We start from the raw sequence: 22,928 nt of genomic DNA, 5'->3' as shown, positions 1-22,928 counted from the left end.
CCGAATTTCTTGACGACCATAGAGCGTTGGAACCACCTGATCCCATCCCGAACTCAGAAGTGAAACGATGCATCGCCGATGGTAGTGTGGGGTTTCCCCATGTGAGAGTAGGTCATCGTCAAGATTAAATTCCGAAACCCCAATTGCGAAAGCAGTTGGGGTTTTGTTTTGCCTGCAGGAAAGTGCTCGACCGTCGTAACAGCAACCATTGGGGAAATCCCTCTGAAATGACTGCCCGGTTTTTGGTATGGTGCAGCTCGTTTTTTAACGGACTGATGTCACGCCCAAGGATCGGCGCTCATTTTTGTCAAAGAGTGGCTGCAGAAATGCCCGAACCCATCCCGATCAAGGATCACGAAAAAGAGACACGACTGGTCAACAAACGCCTGATCGCCTGTGCCTTGTTCGTCTTCGCCGTCAGTTGCGCCCTGGTTGTGCGCCTGTACATCCTGCAAGTCGTCGAGTTCGACTATCACTCGACCATCTCCGAAAACAACCGCGTCCATGTCCTGCCGATCCCGCCGACACGTGGCCTGATCTACGATCGCAATGGCGTGTTGCTGGCCGATAACCGTCCCAGCTATAACCTGACGATCACAAGAGAACGTGCGACTGACGTCAACCAGGAGCTGGACGAGGTCATTAGCCTCCTGCACCTGCCACCCGAAGACCGAACAGTCTTCGACAAGGCCATGAAGCAGTCGCGCCATCCGTTTACACCCGTAACGCTGTTCTATGAACTGACCGAAGAACAAATCGCCGTGCTGGCAGTCAACGAGTTCCGTCTGCCAGGCCTGGATGTCGAGCCGCAATTCGTTCGTAACTATCCACTGGGCGCACACTTCGCACACTCGATTGGCTACGTCGGCCGCATCAACGAGAAAGAATCCAAGACCCTCGATTCCGTCGAATACCGTGGCACCCAATCGATCGGCAAGACCGGTGTCGAACGCTTCTACGAGCCACAACTGCACGGCCACGTCGGTTACGAGGAAGTGGAGACCAATGCTCAAGGCCGCGTTCTGCGGGTCCTGAAACACACCGACCCGATACCCGGCAAAAACATCGTCCTCAGCCTTGATATCAAGCTCCAAGAAGCCGCCGAAGCCGCATTGGGCGACCGTCGGGGCTCAGTGGTTGCGCTGGACCCGTCGACCGGCGAAGTGCTGGCCATGGTCAGCAACCCGAGCTTCGACCCCAATCTGTTCGTGACCGGTATCAGCTCCAAGGAATATTCCGCGCTGCGTGACTCCATCGACCGTCCGCTGTTCAACCGCGTGCTGCGAGGCCTGTACGCGCCCGGTTCGACGATCAAGCCGGAGGTGGCCATCGCTGGCCTCGACGCCGGTGTCGTCACGCCACAAACCCGGGTCTTCGATCCTGGCTATTACCAACTGCCGGACTTCGATCATAAGTACCGCAACTGGAACCACAGTGGCGATGGCTGGGTGGACATGGACGCAGCGATCATGCGCTCCAACGACACTTACTTCTACGACCTGGCGCACAAGCTCGGCATCGACCGCCTGCATGACTACATGGCGATGTTCGGCCTCGGCGAGAAAGTCTCGCTCGACATGTTCGAGGAGTCGCCCGGTCTGATGCCGTCCCAGGCCTGGAAGCGCGCCACGCGTCGGCAAGCCTGGTTCCCCGGCGAAACCGTGATCCTCGGCATCGGCCAGGGCTACATGCAAGTCACGCCGCTGCAACTGGCTCAAGCCACTGCGCTGATTGCCAACAAGGGCATCTGGAACCGTCCGCACCTGGCCAAGACCGTCGACGGTGTGGCGCCGGTGGACGAACACCCGATGCCGAACATCCTGCTCAAGGATCCGCGTGACTGGGACCAGGTCAACCACGGTATGCAGATGGTGATGCACGACGCCCGAGGTATCGCACGTGCGGCGGCGGCCGGCGCGCAATACCGCATCGCCGGCAAGAGTGGTACGGCGCAAGTAGTGGCGATCAAGCAGGGCGAGCGCTACAACCGCGAGAAAACCCTTGAGCGCCATCGTGACAACGCCTTGTTCGTCGGTTTTGCCCCGGCCGAGCATCCGAAAATCGCGATTTCGGTGATGATCGAAAACGGCGAGGCCGGTGGTCGAGTCGCAGGTCCCGTGGTGCGGCAGATCATGGACGCCTGGCTACTCGATCAGGACGGCCACCTCAAACCTCAATACGCTGCGCCGACCAAGGCGCCGGGCGATCCACACGTGTAATCCATCGCAGCTTCACAGCACAGGCTCACGCAAGCTGAGCATGTGCTGGAAGCTGTCGAGGAACACCGTTTCCGCCTGCGTCATCTTCTGTTCGCGATTCCACAGCAGCTGGATATCGAAATCCACCACTCCGTCTTCCGGCGGCAAGCGCCATAGTAAACCTTGTTCGACATCCCTTCGTACCAGGTGGGTCGGCAGACAGCCAATCCCGAACCCTGCGCAGATCAAACGATAAATCTCTTCGAAACTGGTGGAGGAAGCGACGATCTTGCCGGTAAATCCTTGCTGGTCACGAAACAGCGTCAACGGCGAAAGATTGCCGCCGAGCTGATCGCTGGTGAAGCTGACAAAGTTCTCCGCCGCCAATTGCTCCAGCGTCAGATTCTGCTGCCCGAACAGTCGATGGCGCTGCCCGCAAAAGTACGCATAGCGCTCACGAAACAAAACCCGTTGTTCCAGCCTCGGCTGCGGTAAACGACACAATCCCACTCCCACCGTAGCGGTCTTCTGCAGCAGCGAACTGATGATGTTCGAACTGCCCATCACCTCGACTTCCAGCTCGATTTTTGGATGAGTCTCGTGGAAGTCCGCAAGAAACTCATCGTAATGCCGCGCCTGGACACCACTGACGGTGAGGATACGGATCTTGCCCACCACGTCGTCATGGCGGTTCTCGACCACGGTGCCCAAACGGGAGATGTCACCGTAGATATCCGTCGCAATTCGCAGGACTTCTTCCCCGGTTTCCGTCAGATCAAAGCGCCGTCCGCTGCGCGCAATCAGCACACAATCCAGTTGTTCTTCGAGACGTTTCAATGCCTGACTGACCGCCGATTGGGTGATGTGCAATCGGGCGGCAGCGCGGCTCATGCTGCCTTCTTGCCCGATCACCAGATAGGTGCGAAGCAGGTTCCAGTCCAGCCGATCATTGAGAAAACGCCGTCCGACCCAGGGATTAGCGGAAGAAGTCATGTAGTAGCCACGCTAATAGTAAAGATAAGTTTTTGAAAATTGACTAATCCTGTCACGGAAGCGATAAAGCCCACAAGCGCCACAGAGCGCGACTGTCACCCGCCTCGACACCTGCCTAAAACTATAAATACACAGGGTTCTTGCATGCACACCACCGCTCAGCCGCGTCGCGCCGCGGCCGCTGCCTTCATTGGCACGACCATCGAATTCTACGATTTCTATATCTACGCCACCGCCGCCGCGCTGGTGCTCGGGCAAGTGTTCTTTCCCAGCAGCGACCCGGTGACCAGCACGCTCGCCGCGTTCGGCAGTTTCGCCGTTGGCTTCATCGCCCGGCCGATGGCCGGTATGGTGTTCGGTCATTTGGGCGATAGTCTGGGCCGCAAGAAAATGCTGCTGGTCACGATGGCGCTGATGGGGCTGGCCACCGCCGGAATCGGTCTGTTGCCGAGCTACGCCAGCGTTGGCATCTGGGCGCCCATCGGTCTGATTGTTCTTCGTCTGATTCAGGGCATCTCCGTCGGCGGCGAGTGGGGCGGAGCGGTGTTGATGGCCAGTGAGCACGCTCCGGCCAAACGCAAAACCTTCTATGCCTCGTTCGCCCAGCTCGGCAGCCCGGCAGGTTTACTGCTGGCGTTGATCGCGTTCCGACTGGTGACGTCGCTGTCTCCGGAAGACTTTCTTGCCTGGGGCTGGCGTCTGCCGTTTCTGGCCAGCGGCGTGCTGATGATGGTCGGTCTGATGATCCGTTCCGGGGTGCATGAATCGCCGGAATTCGCCAAGGCCAGGGACAACAACGAAACCGCCAAATACCCGGTGAAAGACGTGATCCGCCAGTGCTGGCGGCAGATCCTGTTCGCGGCCGCCGCCGTCACCATCGGCTCGGCAGGATTCTTCTTCACCAACACCTTCATGATCACCTACGTCACCCAATATCAGGGCATTCCGCGCTCGACCATTCTCGACTGCCTGTTCCTGGTGACGATCATTCAATTGCTCTCGCAACCGTTGTCGGCGCTGCTCGCCGAGCGCATCGGCGAAGGGCGATTCCTGATGTTGGTGGCGCTGCTGTGCATGGTCACGCCGTACCCGATGTTCCTGCTGGTCGGCACTCAGAACACCCTGTTGATGACCCTCGGCATTGCCGTCGCGGTGGTGATCCTCTCGGCCCTGTACGCGGTGATCGCCGGGTACATGACCCAGGCCTTCCCGGTGCACCTGCGCTATTCGGGCATCTCCATCGCTTATCAACTGAGCTGCGCGGTCGCTGGCGGTACCACGCCGCTGATCGGCACGCTGTTGGCCAGCAAGTTTTCCGGGCAGTGGCTGCCATTGGCGGTGTTCTTCACGCTGCTGTCGGCCTTGTCGCTGATCGGTGTCTGTGGCCTCGCTCGTCTGCGGGCCAACCCGGTCGTCCTTCATACCAACAAAGAGGTGTATTCGTGAGTAAACCCGCCCACATTGACCCGATCGAATGGCAAGCCCGTTGCGAGCTCGCTGCGCTGTACCGCTTGATTGCGCACTTTCGCATGACCGACCTGATCGACACGCACATCACCCTGCGGATTCCGGGGCCGGAGCATCATTTCCTGATCAACCGCTACGGCGTGATCTTTGACCGCATGCGCGCTTCCGATCTGGTGCGCATCGATCAGGACGGGCGCATCGTCGACCCTGAATACGCCGGGCATCGGGTCAACGCCGCCGGGTTCGTGATCCACTCGGCGATCCACATGGCGCGCCCGGATCTGAACTGCGTGATCCATACCCATACCGCCGCCGGCATGGCCGTCGCTGCGCAGAAACAAGGCCTGCTGCCGATCAGTCAGCATGCATTGAAGTTCTACGGAAAACTGGCGTATCACACCTACGAAGGCATCGCGCTGTCGCTGGATGAACGTGAGCGGTTGATCGCTGACCTCGGCCCACATCGCGCGATGATCCTGCGCAATCACGGCTTGCTGGTCGGCGGATCCGGCGTAGCCCAGGCATTTCAGGAAATCCACTTTCTGGAGCGTGCCTGCCAGGCGCAAGTACAGGCGCTTGCCGGCGGTTGCGAGCTGCATTTCCCGTCGCCGGAAGTCTGTGCCCACACCGCCGAACAGTTCGACCGCGATGAACAGGACAACATCATCGACCTGGCCTGGGAGGCCGCCTTGACCCTGATCGAATCCCAGCGCGAGTCCTATCTGTCATGAACACCGTTGCACTGATGTCCCGCGACTCGCTGTTGCTCAAGCAATTGCAGGAAGCCTTTGCCCGCCGTGCGCCGCAGCTCTCGGCGGTGCTGGCCGATGATCCCCGCGCGGTGAATGCGCAGATCGCGGCGTGCTGGTTTCCACTGCCGGGCAGTCTTGCCGCGTTACCCAACCTGCAAGTGATTCACTCAGTTGCAGCCGGTATCGATCACCTGGAGCACGATCCCTCGTGCCCCGATCTGCCGGTATGCCGGGTGGTCGATCCTGGTCACCGCCAGGGCATGACCGAGTACGTGCGCTGGGCGGTGATTCACTATCATCGCGGCTTCGATCAAGTCCTTGAGCAGCAGCACCAACAGCATTGGGAACGACCGCTGCAACGCCCGGCCCATCAGTTCCGAATCGGCGTGATGGGGCTCGGTTCGCTCGGCAGCGCGATTGCCCAAGACCTGGCCAGCGCCGGTTACGAGGTGCGTGGCTGGGCGCGCAGCAAAAAGGATTTATCGGGCGTGCAGACCTTCGACGGCACTGAAGCTTTCAATTCATTTCTCGACGGCGTGGAGTTGCTGATCAACCTGTTGCCACTCACCCACGAGACGCGCGGCATTCTCAATCGCCAGACCTTCGAGCGTCTGGCCAACGGCGCGGCACTGATCAACGTCGGGCGCGGCGGGCACCTGAACATCGACGATCTGCAACAGATGCTGGCCCGTGTAAAACTGCGCGGTGCGCTGCTCGATGTCTTCGAACAGGAACCACTGCCCGCTGACCATCCATTGTGGAAAACCCCGGGCGTGACCATCACCCCGCATATGGCTTCGGCGGCGTCTCATGACTGCATCGCCGAACAGATCGCCGAGAACTTCCGCCGTCTGAATGCCGGTGAACCGCTGCTCAACCGCGTGGATCGGCTGCTCGGTTACTGATCCGCCAGACAGGCCTGCAATCGTTCGATGAACAGCGTCTCGGCGCGGCTCATGCGCTGGTCGCGGTTCCACAACAGATGAATGTCGACATCGGCAATCCCCTCGTGGGGCGGCAGGCGCCAGAGCAATCCGGCCTCGACGTCTGCCGCTACCACGTGCTCCGGCAAACAACCGATTCCGAACCCGGCGATCACCAGTCGCCGCACTTCTTCCAGGCTCGGCGATGAAGCAACGATGCGTCCGCTGAAGCCCTGTTGATCGCGGAAAATCGTCAGCGGCGAAAGCATCCCGCCAATTTGGTCACTGGTGAAACTGACGAAATTTTCCCGCTGCAAATCGCCTTCACCGATGTCCTTTCGGCCGAACAGCGCGTGGTGTTTGCCGCAGAAAAATGCATAACGCTGACGCAGGAACAGACGCTGTTCCAGTCGCGGTTGCGGGCGGCGATTAAGGCTCAGGCCGAGGGTCGCGGTTTTCTCCTGAAGGGCACTGACGATGTCCGAACTGCGCATCACATCCACCTCCAGATCTACCCGTGGATACTGCCGGTGAAAGTCAGCGAGGAAGTCATCGAAGCGCTCGGAAAAGATCCGGCTGATGATCAGCAGTCGAACCCTGCCGATCACTTCATCGGCCGGTTGTTCCAGCAGGCTGCTGACCTGGGACATCTGCCCGTAGATCTCGCCGGCCAGTTCGAAGATCTGCTCGCCGACTTCAGTGAGGGCAAATCGCGGGCCGCGCCGGGCGATCAACTGGCGGCCCAGTTGCTCCTCCAGGCGCTTGAGCGCCTGGCTCACCGCCGGTTGGGTCAAGTGCAGGCGCGCGGCGGCGCGGCTGATGCTCAGCTCCTGGCCGATCACCCGGAAGGTGCGCAAAAGATTCCAGTCCAAGCGGTCGTTAAGCAGGCGTTGTACGTCGCGTTCGGCCATGGCGGTTCTCGATTATAAGGTGAGGTAATAATCGGAATAATAAATAGAAAATTGACTAATCATAGCCCCGGGACGATAAATCACCCCACGACAGGCACCGCCAGAGTGCCCTGGAATCAGCGTTTTCCTCCTGCCAAAAAAACAATCAAAGGAGCCCGACCCCATGAAGCCCCACGCTTCGAACCAGCCGCGCCGTGCGGCGGCCGCAGCCTTCATCGGCACCATGATCGAGTGGTACGACTTTTACATCTACGCCACCGCCGCCGCACTGGTGTTCGGCGCGCTGTTCTTTCCCTCCGACGATCCGCTGTTCAGCACCATGGCCGCGTTCGGGACCTTCGCCGTGGGCTTCTTTGCCCGGCCATTGGGCGGGATCATTTTCGGCCATATCGGCGACCGCATCGGCCGCAAGAAATCGCTGATCATCACGCTGCTGATGATGGGCGTGGTCACGGTGTGCATCGGTCTGTTGCCGACTTACGCGCAGATTGGCGCGACGGCGCCGGTGCTGCTGATTCTGCTGCGCATCGTCCAGGGCATCGCCGTCGGCGGCGAGTGGGGCGGGGCGGTGTTGATGGCCGGCGAGCATGCGCCGAAGGGCCGGCGCAACTTCTTCGCGTCGTTCGCGCAACTGGGCAGCCCGGCGGGTTTGATTCTGTCGCTGTTGGCCTTCAGCGCGGTGACCCGCTTGCCCGAAGCAGACCTGATGAGCTGGGGCTGGCGTCTGCCGTTCCTCGCCAGTGCGCTGTTGCTGCTGGTAGGCCTGGCGATTCGCCTGGGCGTGAACGAGTCGCCGGAATTCCTCGCCAGCCGCGAGCAGGCCACGAAACAGATCAAGAAAGAACAGGCCCCCGTGATGGAAGTCTTGCGCACCGCGTGGCGTCCGCTGTTGCTGTGCATCGGCGCCAACACGCTGGGCATCGCCGGGGTGTATTTCACCAATACCTTTATGATCGCCTACACCACTCAGCAACTGGCGCTGCCACGTTCGCTGATTCTCGAATGCCTGTTCTTCGTCGCGATCATCCAGTTCTGCATTCAGCCGCTGGCCGCATGGACGGCGCAGAAGATCGGCGCGACGCGTTTCCTGTGCCTGGTTTCGCTGCTGGCGATGGCCTCGCCGTATCCGATGTTCGTGCTCGTCAGTTCGGCCCAGGCGCCGCTGATCATCTTCGGCATCGCGCTGGCGGTGGTGTGCATGGCGTCGTTCTACGCGGTGATCGCCGGGTACGTCAGCGGCATGTTCGAGACCCGCGTGCGCTACACCGCAATCTCGCTGGCCTATCAGATCTGCGGCGCGGTGGCCGGTGGTCTGACGCCGCTGATCGGCACGATGCTCGCGCACAAGTTCATCGGGCAATGGTGGCCGATGGCGGTGTTCTACAGCCTGATCGCCGGTATTTCGCTGGTCTGCGTGCTGTCTCTCGCCCGTCGTCACGCCAGTGCCCATCGCGCGGAAATGGCCCGTGCCTGACCCGGAATTTCAGGAGAACCTTATGTTGAAAATCAATGGCGAACGCCTGTGGGCGAGCCTGATGGCCATGGCCGAAATCGGTGCGACAGCCCGAGGCGGCAGCTGCCGTCTGGCGTTGAGCGATGAAGACAAGGCCGGCCGCGAACTGTTCGCCCACTGGTGCCGCGAAGCCGGCATGACCTTGAGTGTGGATGCCATCGGCAACTTGTTCGCCCGACGCGCCGGCACCGATCCGGACGCCGCGCCGGTGATGATGGGCAGCCACCTCGACACCCAGCCCGAAGGCGGACGTTTCGATGGCGTCTACGGCGTGCTCGCCGGGCTGGAAGTGGTGCGTTGCCTCAACGACCTGAATATCCAGACCCGCAAACCGCTGGAAGTGGCGGTGTGGACCAACGAAGAAGGTGCGCGTTTCACCCCGGCCATGTTCGGCTCGGCAGTGTTCACCGGGATCATGGATCTGAACGCTGCGCTGGCGGTGCGCGACATCGATGGCATCAGCGTTGCCGAGGCTTTGCAGCGTACCGGTTACGCCGGTGAGCGTCCGTTGGGCGGCGCGGTGGATGCGTATTTTGAGGCGCACATCGAGCAAGGTCCGATCCTTGAAGACAACGCCAAAAGCATCGGCGTGGTCACGGGCGGTCAGGCGATCCGCTGGCTCGATGTGCGCGTGGAGGGCATGGCCGCCCACGCCGGCACCACGCCGATGCCGTTGCGCAAAGATGCGTTGTACGGTGTTGCGCGGATGATCCAGGCAATCGAAGGTCTGGCCACGGATTTTGCGCCGGAGGGCCTGACCACGGTCGGCGAGTTGAGCATCAACAAGTCCTCGCGCAACACCATTCCGGGGCTTGTGAATTTCACCGTCGATCTGCGTCATCACCGTGACGAAGCGATTGCTGCCATGGAGCAACAAGTGCGCGCCCGCTTGCAGGCGATTGCCGATGGCCGAGGCTTGAACCTGACGATTACCCCGCATTGGATCAGCCCGGCCACGCCATTCGACGCCGAATGCGTCGCGGCGGTGCAAGAGGCGGTGGATGCGCTGGGCTACGCTCAGCAGTCGATTGTCAGCGGCGCCGGGCATGACGCGATTCACCTGGCGCGTTACTGCCCGACGGCAATGGTGTTCATCCCGTGCGTGGGTGGCCTGAGCCACAACGAAGCCGAAGATGTGTTGCCCGAAGACGTGAAGCAGGGCACTGATGTATTGCTCAACGCCGTGCTGGCCCGCGCCGGACGAATCGAACAGGGAGCCTGAACCATGCGCAGTTTTTTCCATCCCGAACAATTGCTCCACCATCCACGCAGCTATTACTCGCGCGGGCAGATGCGCACGCCACAGGAAGTCCCCGAGCGCGCGCAGCGTCTGGTGCAGGCGGCCCACGGTCTGGGCTTCAGTGTCGAGCAGCCCGCCGATGCCGGCCTCGCGCCGTTGCTGGCGGTGCATGGCGCGCCTTATCTGACGTTCCTTCAGGAAGCCCATGCACGCTGGAAGGAAATCCCCGAAGACTGGGGCGACGAGGTGATGTCGAACATTTTCGTCCGTGAGCCCAACGCCCTGCGCGGCATCCTCGCCCAAGCGGCGCGCTATCTGGCGGACGGCAGTTGCCCGGTCGGCGAACAGACCTGGCGCTCGGCCTACTGGTCGGCGCAAAGCGCAGTGGCGGGGGCTCAGGCATTGATCGATGGCGAGCCGGCGGCTTATGCGCTGTGCCGTCCACCGGGGCATCACGCCCGGGCCGAAGCAGCGGGCGGTTTTTGCTACGTGAACAACGCGGCGGTGGCGGCGCAGGTGTTGCGCGACAAGTTCGATAAAGTCGCCGTGCTCGACACCGACATGCACCACGGCCAAGGCATCCAGGAAATTTTCTACGACCGCGATGACGTCCTTTACGTCTCGGTGCATGGCGATCCGACCAACTTCTATCCGGGCGTCGCCGGGTTCGCCGACGAACGCGGCAGCGGCGCAGGAGCGGGTTTTAACCTCAACCTGCCGATGGCTCATGGATCAAGCGAAGCGGATTTCCTCGGGCAACTGGACGTCGCATTGAACGCGGTACGTGAGTTCGGCGCCGAGGTGCTGGTGCTGTCGCTGGGTTTTGATATCTATGAGCTGGATCCGCAAAGCAAAGTCGCCGTCACCCGCGAAGGCTTTGCAGCACTGGGTGAGCGGATTCGCAGCCTGGGACTGCCATGTCTGATCGTGCAGGAGGGCGGCTATCACCTGGAAAGTCTCGAAGACAATGCCCGGGCATTTTTCGTGAATGCCGAGGTCTGGCAACCCTGATAGTCGAGTTGATTGATCAATCGCTTTCGCGAGCAAGTTCGCTCCCACAGATGACCGATTTGAATTCAGTATTTGTGTTCAATGCCAGTCCCTGTCGGAGCGAGCTTGCTCGCGAAGAATGTTGAGCCGGTCCGCCTGCTGGAACACTAGCGCCCTACGGTGCTTGCCATCTCCCTGACGTTAACGTAAACATTGGCGTCAGGGCGCTGAAGTAAAGAAGCGCAAAGCGGACCGCTCCGGAGCGCTTGATGACTCTTATAAAAACAACCGATCCCAAGTCTCACCACGAAGCCCGGCTGGCCCGGGAAAAACTCCATCTCGAAGGGCAAGTCCCGGATGGCGTGTTGCGTGCGGAGATCGATGCTTCGTGGCGGCGCAGCCTGAGCCACGGCGTGCATTTCAATGGCAAGCATGAGCTGGCGCTGGAATCGAGCGCCAGTCTCGATGTATTGCTGGCGAGCAATCGCCTGCTGATCGATGCGGCGATACCGGCCATCGATTACCTGGCCGAACGTCAGGGCAAGGAAGGCCTGATCATCCTCGCCAATTCCGACGCCACTATCCTCGCCGTCGAGGGACGGGCCGACCGGCTCAAGGGCAGCGGTCTGCAGGACATCACCCTCGGCGCCTGCTGGAGCGAAGCCGCTCGTGGCACCAACGCCCTCGGCACGGCGCTGGTCGAGGCGCGCCCCACCCTGATCGATTGCGGCGAACATTACCTCGACCGTCTCACCGATTTTTCCTGCACCTCGGTGCCGATCCATTGCCCTCAGGGCGAAATTCTTGGCGTCCTCGACCTGACCCGCGAAGGCCCCCTCGGCCGCGTTCACGACAGCACCGCGCTGCTGAGCATGGCGGTCAGCCAGATCGAGAGCCGGGTGTTCAACAACAGCTTTCCCGATCAGATCGTCCTCGCCTTTCACAGTCGCCGGCAGTATTTGGAATCGCCGTGGCAAGGCCTGCTCGCAGTCAGTCTCGGCGGGCAGATTCTGGCGGTCAGCGCCCAGGCCTGCCAGTTGCTGCGGGCCGAGCGTTCGGCACTGGTCGGCAAGCGCTGCGAGGAATTTCTCGGGGTCGATGGCGTGCAGTTGCTGACCCGTCTGCAACAGGGCGGTGTCGGCAGTGTGCAGACCGCCAAGGGCGAATTTTTCTACAAGACCCTGCGAGCCCCGGCGCGTTCGGTCAACCTCGGCGGCCCGCCGCGCAGCGTGGCGAAAACCGCCAAGGCGCAACCGGATCTGGAAGCACTGGCCGGCAACAACGTCCGCTATGCCCGTGCCCTGCGCATGGCCCGCCAAGGTCTGGCCAATGAGTTGCCGGTGTTGTTGCTTGGCGAGACCGGCACCGGTAAGGAAGTGATCGCCCGCGCCCTGCACCTGGCCGGCAGCCGCAGCGACAAACCGTTTGTGGCCGTGAACTGCGCAGCAATTCCCGAAGGCCTGATCGAGTCGGAACTGTTCGGCTATCGCGAAGGTGCCTTCACCGGATCGCGTCGGGGCGGCATGATCGGACGTCTGCAACAGGCCCATGGCGGCACGCTATTTCTCGATGAAATCGGCGACATGCCGCTGGCCCTGCAAGCGCGGCTGCTGCGCGTTTTGCAGGATCGTAAAGTCGCGCCGCTGGGGGCCGGGGAAGAGCAGGATATCGACGTCGCGCTGATCTGCGCCACCCACCGCGACCTCAAGCGTCAGGTCGAGGACAAACAGTTTCGCGAAGACCTGTTCTACCGGGTCAACGGCATCAGCGTGATGCTTCCGGCCCTGCGCGAGCGCGATGACTTCAGCGCGCTGGTCACTCGGCTGCTGAGCAAACTCGACGCACCGAACGCCGTGCTGCACGACGACCTCAATCGCCTGCTCGGCGCGTATCACTGGCCGGGCAACATCCGCCAACTGGAAATGGTGCTGCGTACCGCGCTGGCGATGCGCGAGCCGGGGGAAACGCTGCTGACCCTCGATCACCTGCCCGACAGCATGCTCGACGAACTCTGCGCCACCGAGAAACCCCAGACCGGCAGCATTCGCGAGAACGAACTGGAGATGATCCGCCAGTCCCTCGACACCCATCAGGGCAATGTCTCGGCTGCGGCCAATGCTCTGGGCATCAGCCGCGCGACCCTGTACCGCAAACTCAAACAGTTGCGCTCGTGATGCAGCGCCTGTTCGTGCGGCTGATCGACAGCCAGAACCCCGCCGCGCTGCAAGCGGCGTTGCGTTGGTTGTATGGGTTTGTGCGGCCGCAGCGGCTTGCGATTGTCGGCCTGCTCGGTCTGTCGGTGTGCGCGTCGCTGCTGGTGCTGGTGCAGCCGTGGCTGGTCAAGCTGCTGATCGACGACGGGCTGCTGGCACGCAACTTCCCGATGCTGGTCATGATCGCGGTGCTGATGATCATCGCCGGCCTGCTCGGCACGGCGTTATCAGGGATCAACCGCTATCTGCACACGCGGCTGTCCGGGCGGATTCTGTTTGCCCTGCGCGATGACCTTTACCGGCATTTGCAGAAGCTGTCACCGAGCTTCTACGGCCAGCGGCGGATCGGTGATTTGATGTCGCGGCTCGACGGCGATGTGGCGGAGATTCAACGCTTCGCCGTGGACTCGTTGTTCTCGGCGGTATCCAGTGTGATCGGCCTGGTGGTGGCGATCGCGATGCTGTTCACCCTGTCGTGGAAACTGTCGCTGCTGGCGCTGGTGCTGATTCCGCTCGACGTGCTGTGGCTGCGCTGGATGCGGCGCAAGGTCGAGCGTGATGTGCGGCAGTTGCGTGAGCGTTCGGCAGACATGTCGTCATTTATGGTCGAGACCCTGCCGGTGATGAAATTCATCCAGTCCGCCGGCCAGCAGCAGCGTGAAGCGCGGCGCCTGGAAAACCTCGGGCAGGGCTATATGAATCAGTTGCTGCGCCTGCAAGTCACCGAATTTTTCACCCAGGCCGTGCCCGGCACGTTGACCTCGCTGTCCCGTGCCTGCGCGTTTTTGATCGGTGGTTATTGGGTGGTGCAGGGTACTTGGCAACTCGGCGCGCTGATCGCGTTTTCCACCTATCTGGGAATGGCGGTCGGGCCGGTGCAGAGCCTGTTGGGGTTGTATGTGGCGATCCAGCGCATGACCGTCAGCCTCGGTCGGGTCATGGAGTTGCGCGGCGAAGAACCCACGGTGGTTTCACCGGTCACGCCGAAACCGTTTCCGACTTCGGGGGAGCTGCGTTTCGAAGCGGTGCACTTCAGCCATCCGGGCCGTCCAACCACGTTGAGTGGCATCGAGGCGACGATTCCCTACGGTTTGAAAGTCGCCTTGAGTGGCGCCTCCGGCGTCGGCAAATCGACGCTGATCGATCTGCTGCAACGGCATCACGATCCGCAATCCGGACGAGTGCTGCTCGGCGAAGTGGATCTGCGTGAACTGGAGTTGTTCGAACTGCGTCGACGCATCGCCGTGGTCAGTCAGGACATCGTGCTGTTTCGTGGAAGCCTCGCCGACAACCTGGCTTACGCGGTGCCGGACGCCAGCCGCGAAGCCATCGCCGAAGTCGCACGGCTGGCGCAACTCGACAGCCTGATCGCGTCATTGCCCGAAGGCCTCGACAGCCCGTTGGGCGAGCGCGGTCAGCAGTTGTCCGGCGGGCAGAAACAGCGCATCGCGATTGCCCGGGCGCTGTTGCAGGATCCGCTGATTCTGGTGCTGGACGAAGCCACCTCGGCAGTCGACGAAACCACTGAACGCGAGGTGATCGAAGCCATCGACCGCTTGTTTGCCGGGCGCACGCGGATTCTGATCAGCCATCGTCCGTCGACCCTGGCCGATGCCGACCTGCGCTTTGAATTGCTCGACGGTGTGCTCATTTCGAAAACGGTGCTGCATGAAGCCTGAGTTGCGAATCGGTGTGGTCGATAGCGGGCACTCGGCAGCGCAACGGGTTCAGGTGATTGCCGGGCGGCGATTCTCATTGCTGGAGGACGGACTGGCGGAGTCGGAGTTGCGCGATGATCCACTCGGACATGGCAGCGCGGTGATCGAGGCGATCAGCCGTCGGGCACCGGCGGCGCGAATTTGTGTGGCTCAGGTGTTCGATCAGCGCGGCGTCACCAGTGCCTTGCAGATTTCTGCGGCCATCGATTGGCTGGTGACGCAGAACGTGCGGCAGATCAATCTGAGCCTGGGTTTACGCCAGGATCGCAGCCTGTTGCGCGAGGCCTGCGCAGCGGCGGTGGCCCGCGGTGTGTTGCTGTGTGCGTCGAGCCCGGCGCAGGGGGCGGCGGTGTTTCCGGCGAGTTATCCGCAGGTGCTCCGGGTAACTGGCGACGCGCGTTGCACGGATGAGCAATGGTCATGGCTCGACAGTGCGCAGGCGGATTTTGCGGCGTGTGTACGCGGCACTTATCCGGGACAGTCGGGGGCCAGTCTGGGGTGTGCAGCGTTGAGCGGGCATATTGCTGGCTATCTGCTGGAGCATCCGCAGGCGAGCAATGCCGAAGTAATCGACTGGCTGAAACGGCACGCTGGTTATCGCGGCCCTGAACGGCGTTTCGGTCCATGACTGCGATCCTGATTCTCGGTGCCGGGCCGGCCGGTGCGGCGGTGGCGTTGGGGCTGCGACGGCTGGGTTACGCCGTGACGCTGATCAGCGAATGGCGCCGGTTTGCGGCGCTCGAAGGTGTGTCGCAACGGGTGCTGGAGGCGTTGCGCGGTGCCGGGTTGAATCACGCGCTGGCGGATGCCACGTTGCCGTCCCAGCGACAGGTTTCATGGAACGGCCAACAGCATGCGCAGAACATCGAGTTTTTGTTGGATCGCCCGACCTTTGATCGCGGTTTGCGGGAAAGCTTGCGGATGGCCGGGGTCGAGGTGATTGAAGGGCGAGTCCTGAATGTTCAGCCTTCGGCGGACGGTCATCGGGTTGAACTTGATGGCGGTCGGACGCTAACGGCGGATTTTCTGGTAGAAGCCCGGGGCCGACAGGCGCCGGCGTCTGGCAAGGGGCTGCGCGGGCCGGAGACGGTCAGCCTGCTCAATCGCTGGCAAGGCGCGCCGGGGGTGACGGCCAGTGCCGTGGAAAGCCTTGAAGACGGTTGGGCGTGGATGGCGCGGCAGGACGACGGCCAGTGTTATTGGCAATGGACCGTGGACGTCGCCAGTGCCGCGTTGCCGAGCAAGGCGCAGTTGCTCGATCACTGCCGCGCGCGACGGCAGGCCTCGGATTTTGCTCAAGCGTTCTTTGCCGGCGGGCAGGAATCGGCGTTGCAACTGCATGCCCGCAGCAGCACGGCGATTCTGGCGGCGCAGGTTTGTGGCGATAACTGGATTCGCGTTGGCGATGCCGCGATGGCGGTGGACCCGCTGTCAGGCAATGGGATTTTTCAGTCTCTGTCCTCGGCGTTGCAGGCGCCGGTGGTGATCAACACGTTGTTGCGCAAACCTGAACGGACGGCACTGGCCCAGCGTTTTCACCGTCAGCGAGTCGAGCAATTGTTCTTGCGATTTGCGCGAATTGGCCGGGACTTTTATGCCGATGAACAGCGCTGGCTGGATCGACCGTTCTGGCAGGCGCGGCGGCAATGGCCCGACGCCGAAGTGACCCATGCTGCGGTGGATTTTTCCGCGTTGCGGATCGAGCGGATGCCGGTGCTGCGTGACGGGTTTGTCGATGAGGCCGAGGTGGTGATTACGGCGGATCAGCCGCTGGGGATCTGGCATGTGCAAGGCGTAGAGCTGGCTCCGCTGGTGCGGCGCTTGCGCGATGAGCCGGCGGATCAGGTGCTGGCGGGGTTGACGCTCGAGCAGGGGCGAGCCGTTCGCGGGTGGCTGTTGGCTCAGGGTTTCAGACCCTGAGCCATGAGCCCAGTCATTACAACTTGATCAACACCGACTTCAACTCGGTGTAATGCTCGATCGCCGCATACCCCATCTCGCGCCCGACGCCGGACATCTTGTAGCCGCCAAACGGCAGCGCCGGATCCAGCGCGCTGTGGCAGTTGACCCACACCGACCCTGACTTGATCCGCGGAATCATCCGGTGCACCGCCGCCAGATCGTTCGACCAGATGCTGGCACCCAAACCGTAAGGGCTGTCATTGGCCATGCGCAGCGCATCGGCTTCGTCATCGAACGGAATCGCCACCAGCACTGGCCCGAAGATCTCTTCCTGCACCAGCGAATGCTGTTGATCGAGATCGACAATCACCGTCGGCTTGACGAAGAATCCCGGCCCGAACTGCTCGCCGCCGCAGGCGATGGTCGCGCCGCTTTCGCGGCCCATTTCGATGTAGTTGTAGACCCGCTCCTGCTGGCGCGCGGAAATCAGCGGGCCCATATCGATGCTCGGGTCGAGTCCGTTGCCGAGTTTCATCGCGTTGGCGATATCGCTGATGTCGGCCACCACATTGTCGAAATGCTTGCGCTGCACGTACAGGCGCGAACCGGCGCAGCACACCTGGCCCTGGTTGAAGAAAATCGCACTGGCCGCACCCGCCGCAGCGGTTTTCAGGTCGGCGTCGGCCATGACGATGGTCGGGGATTTGCCGCCCAGTTCCAGGGTGACCCGGGTCATCGAATCCATCGCGATCTTGCCGATCTGCTTGCCGACAGCGGTGGAGCCGGTGAAGGTCAGCTTGTCGACCAGCGGGTTGTGGGTCAGGGCGGAGCCAGCCGTGATCCCGGTGCCGGTGACCACGTTGAAGACGCCTTCCGGATAACCCGCCTCCAGCACCAGCTCCGCCAGTTTCAGCGCGGTCAGCGGGGTCTCGTCGGCGGGCTTGAGTACCACGGTGCAACCGGTGGCCAGCGCCGGGCCGAGCTTCCAGCAGGCCAGCAGCAGCGGGAAGTTCCAGGCGACGATGGCGCCGACCACCCCCACCGCTTCGCGACGGATGAAACTGTGGAACTGATCGCCGGGCATCAGCGGCAACGAGACATCCACGCTGGAACCTTCAATCTTGGTCGCCCAACCGGCCATATAACGCAGGAAGTCGATGGCCAGTTGTACGTCCATCACTTGCGCCACCGCCGCGCTCTTGCCGTTGTTCAGGCATTCCAGTTGCGCCAGCAGTTCGGCGTCGCGCTGCATCAGGTCGGCGAGTTTCCACAACAGATTCTGCCGCTCGCGCGGGCGGGTGCGGCTCCAGGTTGAATCATCGAAAGCTTGTCGGGCGGCGAGCACCGCGCGGTCGACATCTTCCGGCGTGGCGCGTGGCACTACGCACAGTACTTCTCCGGTGGCCGGGTTGTGCAGCGGCATGGTCTGGCCGTCGGCGGCTTCGACCCAGTCGCCGCCGATCAGCATGCGCGGCGGACGCTGGATAAAGGCCGAGGTGGCAGGAAGCAGGTAGGGCAGGGGCATGGCGAAACCTCTTGTTGTTCGATGGGGATCGAGAGGGGCTTTCGCAATGGTCGTGCCAAATGCTGGAGGGTGGCGTACAGCCCGGTTGCACGGGGGGAAGGAGGAAGAGTTTCAGTGGAAGTGAGGGTGAATTTGTCTCAAAACGCGACACCCATTGAGAAGCAAGATACGCGTCCTACAAAGCCAATGCCGCTGCGACGGGGCCTGAGCAAAATCGGGCCTTTTCTGGAGTAGGAAAAGTCGCGCGTCTGACAGTTTCTACCGACTGGTGGAGGCATGAGGTACGAGCTAAGTTGCTTGGTGTATAGGGTTTTCCTGCCATGGATTTGGCGGGTCAGTGTCTTCACAGGGATGTCGATGAACAACTTAACCATTCGATGGCTAACCAATTTCATGATAGGCGTGGGGACTGGATTTCTGGTGACAGGGTTTGCGGCGCTGTTGATCGGCGATCTGACCGATGTTGATACGATTCGGGCAGGTGCCTTGATGGCTACAAGCAGTATTTTCTTGATCGCCACCTCTTTCGCAGTTGCCATGCTCGAGGATAAATCATGACGGCTTTAATTCTGTGTTTTTGGTCATTGGGCTTTAGTTTGCTGATCACGTATGCGTTTTACCGCGAGCGTCGAATTCAAGCTGCCCTGCGTGATTCCGGGTCATTGGCAGCCAAGGCCGACACGCAAGCTGAATGTTCGACGGTTTGCGAGTTTTGTGGGCGTTACAAGGTTCACCCGGACAATTCCGTTCGCTAGGATCATGTCAACGATCCAATACAGGGCCCCGTCATGTGCGGGGCTTGTTTATCAGTCACCTGGAGATTTCATCGCAGGTGATGCTGTCGGTTCCGGACGAACTGTCGCGCGACGCAATGTCGCCGACGCCGTAACAACTATGCTTGTCTCAGACTGCAACAGCTGTCGCGAAATGGGACGCCGGCCAGCACCGCCGGCACCGCCACTTCGCCTTGATCTTCACGTAACTGCTTGATTGAAAAGCTTATCGGCAAGCTGGCACGCTCCGTGTATTGCTCACAGCAGACGTTTCGCTTGCCTCCGTTCGTGCAGCGCCACGAACGGCAGAAACCATAAAAACGATAAGCCACAACAATAAGAAAGCACCGTGCGAGGTTCGACGTTGATGAAGAGAAGACTCCGATCAGGCATGAGCGCCAGCCTGCTGGCCGTGGCCGCTTGCGTGGCCCTGCATTCGCCGTACAGCCTGGCAGCCCGCGATGCCCAGACCATCCTCAAGGAAACCTGCCAGGGCTGTCACACCCCTGAAGCCGGCGACCAGTTGAGCCGTATCAGCCACCAGCGCAAGACCCCCGAAGGCTGGCTGATGAGCATTGCCCGGATGCAGACCATGCACGGTCTGCAGATCAGCGATGACGATCGACGCACACTGGTCAAATACCTCGCCGACACCCAGGGCCTGGCGCCCAGCGAAACCGATGGCGTGCGTTACGCGCTGGAACGGCGGTTGAACACCGTTGAGCAGTTCGACGAGAAAACCGCGCAGATGTGTGGTCGCTGCCATTCCGGTGCCAGGGTCGCTCTGCAACGGCGTCCGGCCCAGGAGTGGGAACGTCTGGTGAATTTCCACCTCGGCCAATGGCCGTCGCTGGAGTATCAGGCGCTGGCCCGTGATCGTGACTGGTTCGATATCGCCCGCAAGGAAATGGTCCCCCTGCTGGCCAAACGTTATCCGCTGGATAATCCGGCGTGGCAGACGTGGGTCAAAACCGCACCGAAAGCCGAGGCGCTGGTGGGCGACTGGAGTTTCAGCGGTCACCTGCCGGGCAAAGGAGAACTGGCCGGCACCATGAGCGTCACCGCCGATGGCAGTGACACCTTCAAGGTTGCCGTCAAAGGTCAATACGCCGATGGCAGCCCGTTCAACGGCGATGGCAGTGCGATCCTCTACAGCGGCTACGAATGGCGCGGCAACGTGACCGTTGACGGCGTGACCATGCGTCAGGTGTTCGCCGCGCAAGGCAACGCCATGCAGGGCCGGATGTTTGAGGCCGAGCACGATGAGCGCGGTCTGGATTTCGTTGCGGCCAAACAGGGTTCCCAGCGCCTGCTGGCGGTACAGCCTGGTTATGTGAAGGCCGGCAGCGAAACTGAAGTGACCCTGATCGGCAGCGGTCTGAGCGGCAAGCCGAATTTCGGCAAAGGCGTGGACGTGGTCGAAGTGGTCGAGCAGAGCGCCGATCGGATCAAGGTCAAAGTCAAAGCGGCAGCCAATGCCCGACCGGGGCTGCGCGCAGTCAGCGTCGGCAGCCTGAAAGGCCCGAGCCTGTCGGTGTACAGCAAGATTGCCTCGGTCAAAGTGGTGCCCGAGTTCTCGGTGGCACGGATCGGCGAGGGCGGTGGTTCGACGCCGAAAGTCCAGGGCCGCTTCGACGCCGAAGCGTGGGGTAAGGGTGCCGACGGCAAGCCATATCGCATCGGCGTGTTCCCGGCGCAATGGAAAGTCGAAGCCTTCGACGAGCGCGCCAAAGAGGACGAGGACGTCAAGTTCGCCGGCACCATGCAGGCCGACGCGGGCGTGTTCACACCGGGCGATGCCGGGCCGAATCCGGCTCGCAAGATGTCCACCAACAATGCCGGCAACCTCAAGGTGATTGCCGCCGTCGACGACGCAGGGAAATCCCTGACCGGCGAAGGCCACCTGATAGTCACCGTGCAACGCTGGAACAATCCACCCATTCCCTGATGTTGAAACGTGAGTTGAGCTGAGCGACAGCGATTCAGACACTTTTCGGAATGACCGCAAGTCCCGCCAGGCGGGGGGCTTGCACAGGAGGTTTGCAATGGGCGCTATCTTGAATCTGGTCGAACGTAATCTGCACGAAGTGCACGTCGACGCCGACCGCATGCTGTTTCATATCCCCAGCAGTTCGCTGTTCGCCAGCGATGAACTGACCGGCACCATCATTGATGCACTGCGCGGCCCTGGGTGCTCCTCAGAGGATCTGGTCCAGCGCCTCGGCGCGCGGTTCAATGGCGAGGAAATCAACGAGACACTGCGCGAGCTGATCTCGCTGGAACTGGTCAGCGACGGCTCGCCGCTGACGCCGGACATCGCCGTAAAACGCGTCGAACGCACGGCGATCAACACCGTGGTGCTCAACGTCAACACCGGCTGCAACCTGAGCTGCACCTACTGCTACAAGGAAGACCTCGACAAGCCGTCCGCCGGCAAAAAGATGGACGTCGAAACTGCCATCGCCTCGGTCGAAATGCTGCTACGCGAATCCCCCGACGAAGAGCGCTTCACCGTGGTGTTTTTCGGCGGCGAACCGCTGAGCAACCGCAAGCTGATCGAGTACATGGTCGATTACTGCGAGAAGCGGTTTGCCGAGGCCGGCAAGTTCGTCGAGTTCGTGATGACCACCAACGCCACGCTGCTCACCGAAGAAACCGTGGACTACCTGAATGCCCACCGTTTTGGCTTGTCAGTGAGCATCGACGGGCCGAAAACCGTGCACGACCGCAACCGCATCACCGTGGGCGGGCAGGGCACTTATGACGTGGTGCGGCGCAAGGCCGAAATGTTGCTCTCTCGCTACAACAGCCGTCCGGTCGGCGCGCGGGTGACCCTGACCACCGGCGTCACCGACGTTGAAACCATCTGGGATCACCTGTTTAACGAACTGGGTTTTGCCGAGGTTGGATTTGCGCCGGTAACGTCCGGCGATATCAGCAGCTTCAATCTGACCAACGACGAGTTGATCGAAGTGTTCGCCAGCATGAAACGTCTCGGTCGGCGTTATCTGGAGGCTGCGCTGGAACACCGCAATATCGGGTTCTCCAACCTGCATCAGTTGATCACCGACATTCATGAAGGCCACAAAAAGGCCCTGCCGTGCGGCGCCGGGCTGAAGATGCTGGCGGTCGATCACAAAGGCGAACTGAACCTGTGCCATCGCTTCACCGGCTCCTCGCTGCCGACCTTCGGCAACGTCCACAGCGGCGTCAAGCAGGTCGAGTTGAATGACTTCCTGTCCCAGCGCCTGGATCGCACCAACACCGGTTGCCATGACTGTCAGATTCGCAACCTGTGCTCCGGCGGTTGCTACCACGAGAGCTATGCCCGCTACGGTGACCCGGCCCACCCGACGTATCACTACTGCGAATTGATGCGTGACTGGGTCGACTTCGGCATTGAGGTCTACACCCGGATCATGGCCGCCAACCCTGCGTTCATCAGCAGCTACATCACTCCGCGCAAGGCTCACTGATATGAAACATCTCAAGGCAATCAATAACAAAGCGTTGAAGCTGGATCAGGCCGCGGACGATAACCGCATCGAAGAAGTGGTGGCGATGAGCTCCGTCGCGGGTTGCGCCTCGACCACCGACCCGGGCTGGGAAATCGATGCGTTCGGCGGGGTGTCGTCGCTTTGTCAGCCGATGGAAGCCGACCTGTATGGCTGCTCCGACCCGTGCTGGTGGCCAGCCCAGGTGCCGGACATGATGAGCACCTACCCGGACTGGAACAAGGATGCCCAGGCGTCCAACGACAACTGGCGCAACCTCGGCACTGTCTTCCCGAAAGACAAGTAACTGCCCGGA

General features: G+C 61.4%; 18 protein-coding genes and 1 rRNA gene. 16 read left to right on the top strand and 3 right to left on the bottom strand.

All coding sequences use genetic code 11. From position 1 onward, the window contains the following. Positions 1–8 precede the first annotated feature (8 nt). Together rrf and mrdA are read left to right on the top strand one after the other, a co-directional pair. Positions 9–124, top strand: a 5S ribosomal RNA gene (gene rrf / locus CAF79_RS23525). Positions 125–326: 202 nt separating this feature from the next. Next, positions 327–2,219 (top strand): penicillin-binding protein 2, encoded by a 1,893-nt coding sequence (gene mrdA / locus CAF79_RS23520; protein ID WP_085700541.1) that lies wholly within the window; start codon positions 327–329, stop codon positions 2,217–2,219. A gap of 12 nt (positions 2,220–2,231) precedes the next feature. Here the strand turns inward: mrdA and CAF79_RS23515 are convergent, their stop codons facing one another. Next, positions 2,232–3,191 (bottom strand): LysR family transcriptional regulator, encoded by a 960-nt coding sequence (locus CAF79_RS23515; protein ID WP_085700540.1) that lies wholly within the window; start codon positions 3,189–3,191, stop codon positions 2,232–2,234. 144 nt (positions 3,192–3,335) lie between these two features. Between CAF79_RS23515 and CAF79_RS23510 the strand changes: the two genes are divergently transcribed. Genes CAF79_RS23510 through CAF79_RS23500 form a run of 3 tightly spaced genes read left to right on the top strand, consistent with a single transcriptional unit; the run spans position 3,336 to position 6,315 of the window. Then, positions 3,336–4,637 (top strand): MFS transporter, encoded by a 1,302-nt coding sequence (locus CAF79_RS23510; protein ID WP_085700539.1) that lies wholly within the window; start codon positions 3,336–3,338, stop codon positions 4,635–4,637. Beyond that, positions 4,634–5,389, top strand: a complete 756-nt coding sequence (locus CAF79_RS23505) for a class II aldolase/adducin family protein (RefSeq protein WP_011335215.1) — start codon at positions 4,634–4,636, stop codon at positions 5,387–5,389. Before CAF79_RS23510 ends, CAF79_RS23505 begins: the two co-directional genes overlap by 4 nt. After that, positions 5,386–6,315 carry a glyoxylate/hydroxypyruvate reductase A gene (locus CAF79_RS23500; protein WP_085700538.1) on the top strand — a complete coding sequence of 310 codons (930 nt, stop codon included), beginning with the start codon at positions 5,386–5,388 and terminating at the stop codon, positions 6,313–6,315. The genes CAF79_RS23505 and CAF79_RS23500 overlap by 4 nt, the downstream gene beginning before the upstream one ends. Here the strand turns inward: CAF79_RS23500 and CAF79_RS23495 are convergent. After that, positions 6,309–7,244, bottom strand: coding sequence for a LysR family transcriptional regulator (locus CAF79_RS23495; protein WP_085700537.1), 936 nt, complete (start codon positions 7,242–7,244; stop codon positions 6,309–6,311). The two genes, CAF79_RS23500 and CAF79_RS23495, sit on opposite strands and share 7 nt — an antisense overlap. Positions 7,245–7,407: 163 nt before the next feature. Between CAF79_RS23495 and CAF79_RS23490 the strand changes: the two genes are divergently transcribed. From CAF79_RS23490 to CAF79_RS23460, 7 genes are all read left to right on the top strand, one after another. After that, complete coding sequence (locus tag CAF79_RS23490) at positions 7,408–8,718, top strand: MFS transporter (RefSeq protein ID WP_085700536.1); 1,311 nt, start codon at positions 7,408–7,410, stop codon at positions 8,716–8,718. 22 nt (positions 8,719–8,740) lie between these two features. Then, positions 8,741–9,979 (top strand): Zn-dependent hydrolase, encoded by a 1,239-nt coding sequence (locus CAF79_RS23485; protein WP_085700535.1) that lies wholly within the window; start codon positions 8,741–8,743, stop codon positions 9,977–9,979. 3 nt (positions 9,980–9,982) lie between these two features. Next, positions 9,983–11,008, top strand: a complete 1,026-nt coding sequence (locus tag CAF79_RS23480; protein ID WP_085700534.1) for a histone deacetylase family protein — start codon at positions 9,983–9,985, stop codon at positions 11,006–11,008. A gap of 248 nt (positions 11,009–11,256) precedes the next feature. After that, positions 11,257–13,161, top strand: a complete 1,905-nt coding sequence (locus CAF79_RS23475; RefSeq protein WP_085700533.1) for a sigma-54-dependent Fis family transcriptional regulator — start codon at positions 11,257–11,259, stop codon at positions 13,159–13,161. Then, entirely contained in the window at positions 13,161–14,879 is a 1,719-nt protein-coding gene (locus CAF79_RS23470; protein ID WP_085700532.1) for an ABC transporter ATP-binding protein, read from the top strand. The genes CAF79_RS23475 and CAF79_RS23470 overlap by 1 nt, the downstream gene beginning before the upstream one ends. Further along, positions 14,869–15,546, top strand: coding sequence for a S8 family serine peptidase (locus CAF79_RS23465; RefSeq protein ID WP_085700531.1), 678 nt, complete (start codon positions 14,869–14,871; stop codon positions 15,544–15,546). The genes CAF79_RS23470 and CAF79_RS23465 overlap by 11 nt, the downstream gene beginning before the upstream one ends. Next, on the top strand, positions 15,543–16,838 hold the full coding sequence (locus CAF79_RS23460) for an FAD-dependent monooxygenase (RefSeq protein ID WP_085700530.1): 1,296 nt from the start codon (positions 15,543–15,545) through the stop codon (positions 16,836–16,838). The genes CAF79_RS23465 and CAF79_RS23460 overlap by 4 nt, the downstream gene beginning before the upstream one ends. Positions 16,839–16,854: 16 nt before the next feature. Here CAF79_RS23460 and CAF79_RS23455 read toward each other — a convergent pair whose 3' ends face one another. Next, positions 16,855–18,345: an aldehyde dehydrogenase gene (locus tag CAF79_RS23455; RefSeq protein WP_085700529.1), complete on the bottom strand. Its 1,491-nt coding sequence runs from the start codon at positions 18,343–18,345 to the stop codon at positions 16,855–16,857. 357 nt (positions 18,346–18,702) lie between these two features. Between CAF79_RS23455 and CAF79_RS23450 the strand changes: the two genes are divergently transcribed. From CAF79_RS23450 to qhpC, 4 genes are all read left to right on the top strand, one after another. Continuing rightward, positions 18,703–18,903, top strand: a complete 201-nt coding sequence (locus CAF79_RS23450; protein WP_085686895.1) for a hypothetical protein — start codon at positions 18,703–18,705, stop codon at positions 18,901–18,903. A 582-nt stretch (positions 18,904–19,485) separates the two neighbouring features. After that, on the top strand, positions 19,486–21,066 hold the full coding sequence (peaA, locus tag CAF79_RS23445) for a quinohemoprotein amine dehydrogenase subunit alpha (protein ID WP_085700528.1): 1,581 nt from the start codon (positions 19,486–19,488) through the stop codon (positions 21,064–21,066). Between the two features lie 97 nt (positions 21,067–21,163). Next, positions 21,164–22,594 carry a quinohemoprotein amine dehydrogenase maturation protein gene (gene peaB, locus CAF79_RS23440; protein ID WP_085700527.1) on the top strand — a complete coding sequence of 477 codons (1,431 nt, stop codon included), beginning with the start codon at positions 21,164–21,166 and terminating at the stop codon, positions 22,592–22,594. Position 22,595: 1 nt separating this feature from the next. Beyond that, complete coding sequence (qhpC, locus tag CAF79_RS23435; RefSeq protein WP_085700526.1) at positions 22,596–22,919, top strand: quinohemoprotein amine dehydrogenase subunit gamma; 324 nt, start codon at positions 22,596–22,598, stop codon at positions 22,917–22,919. Positions 22,920–22,928: the final 9 nt, after the last annotated feature.

It is taken from the genome of Pseudomonas sp. B26(2017), from assembly GCF_002113045.1.
GTDB lineage: Bacteria > Pseudomonadota > Gammaproteobacteria > Pseudomonadales > Pseudomonadaceae > Aquipseudomonas.
The sequence above is the reverse complement of the archived record's forward strand: the minus strand, read 5'-3'. Positions and strand labels throughout refer to the sequence as shown.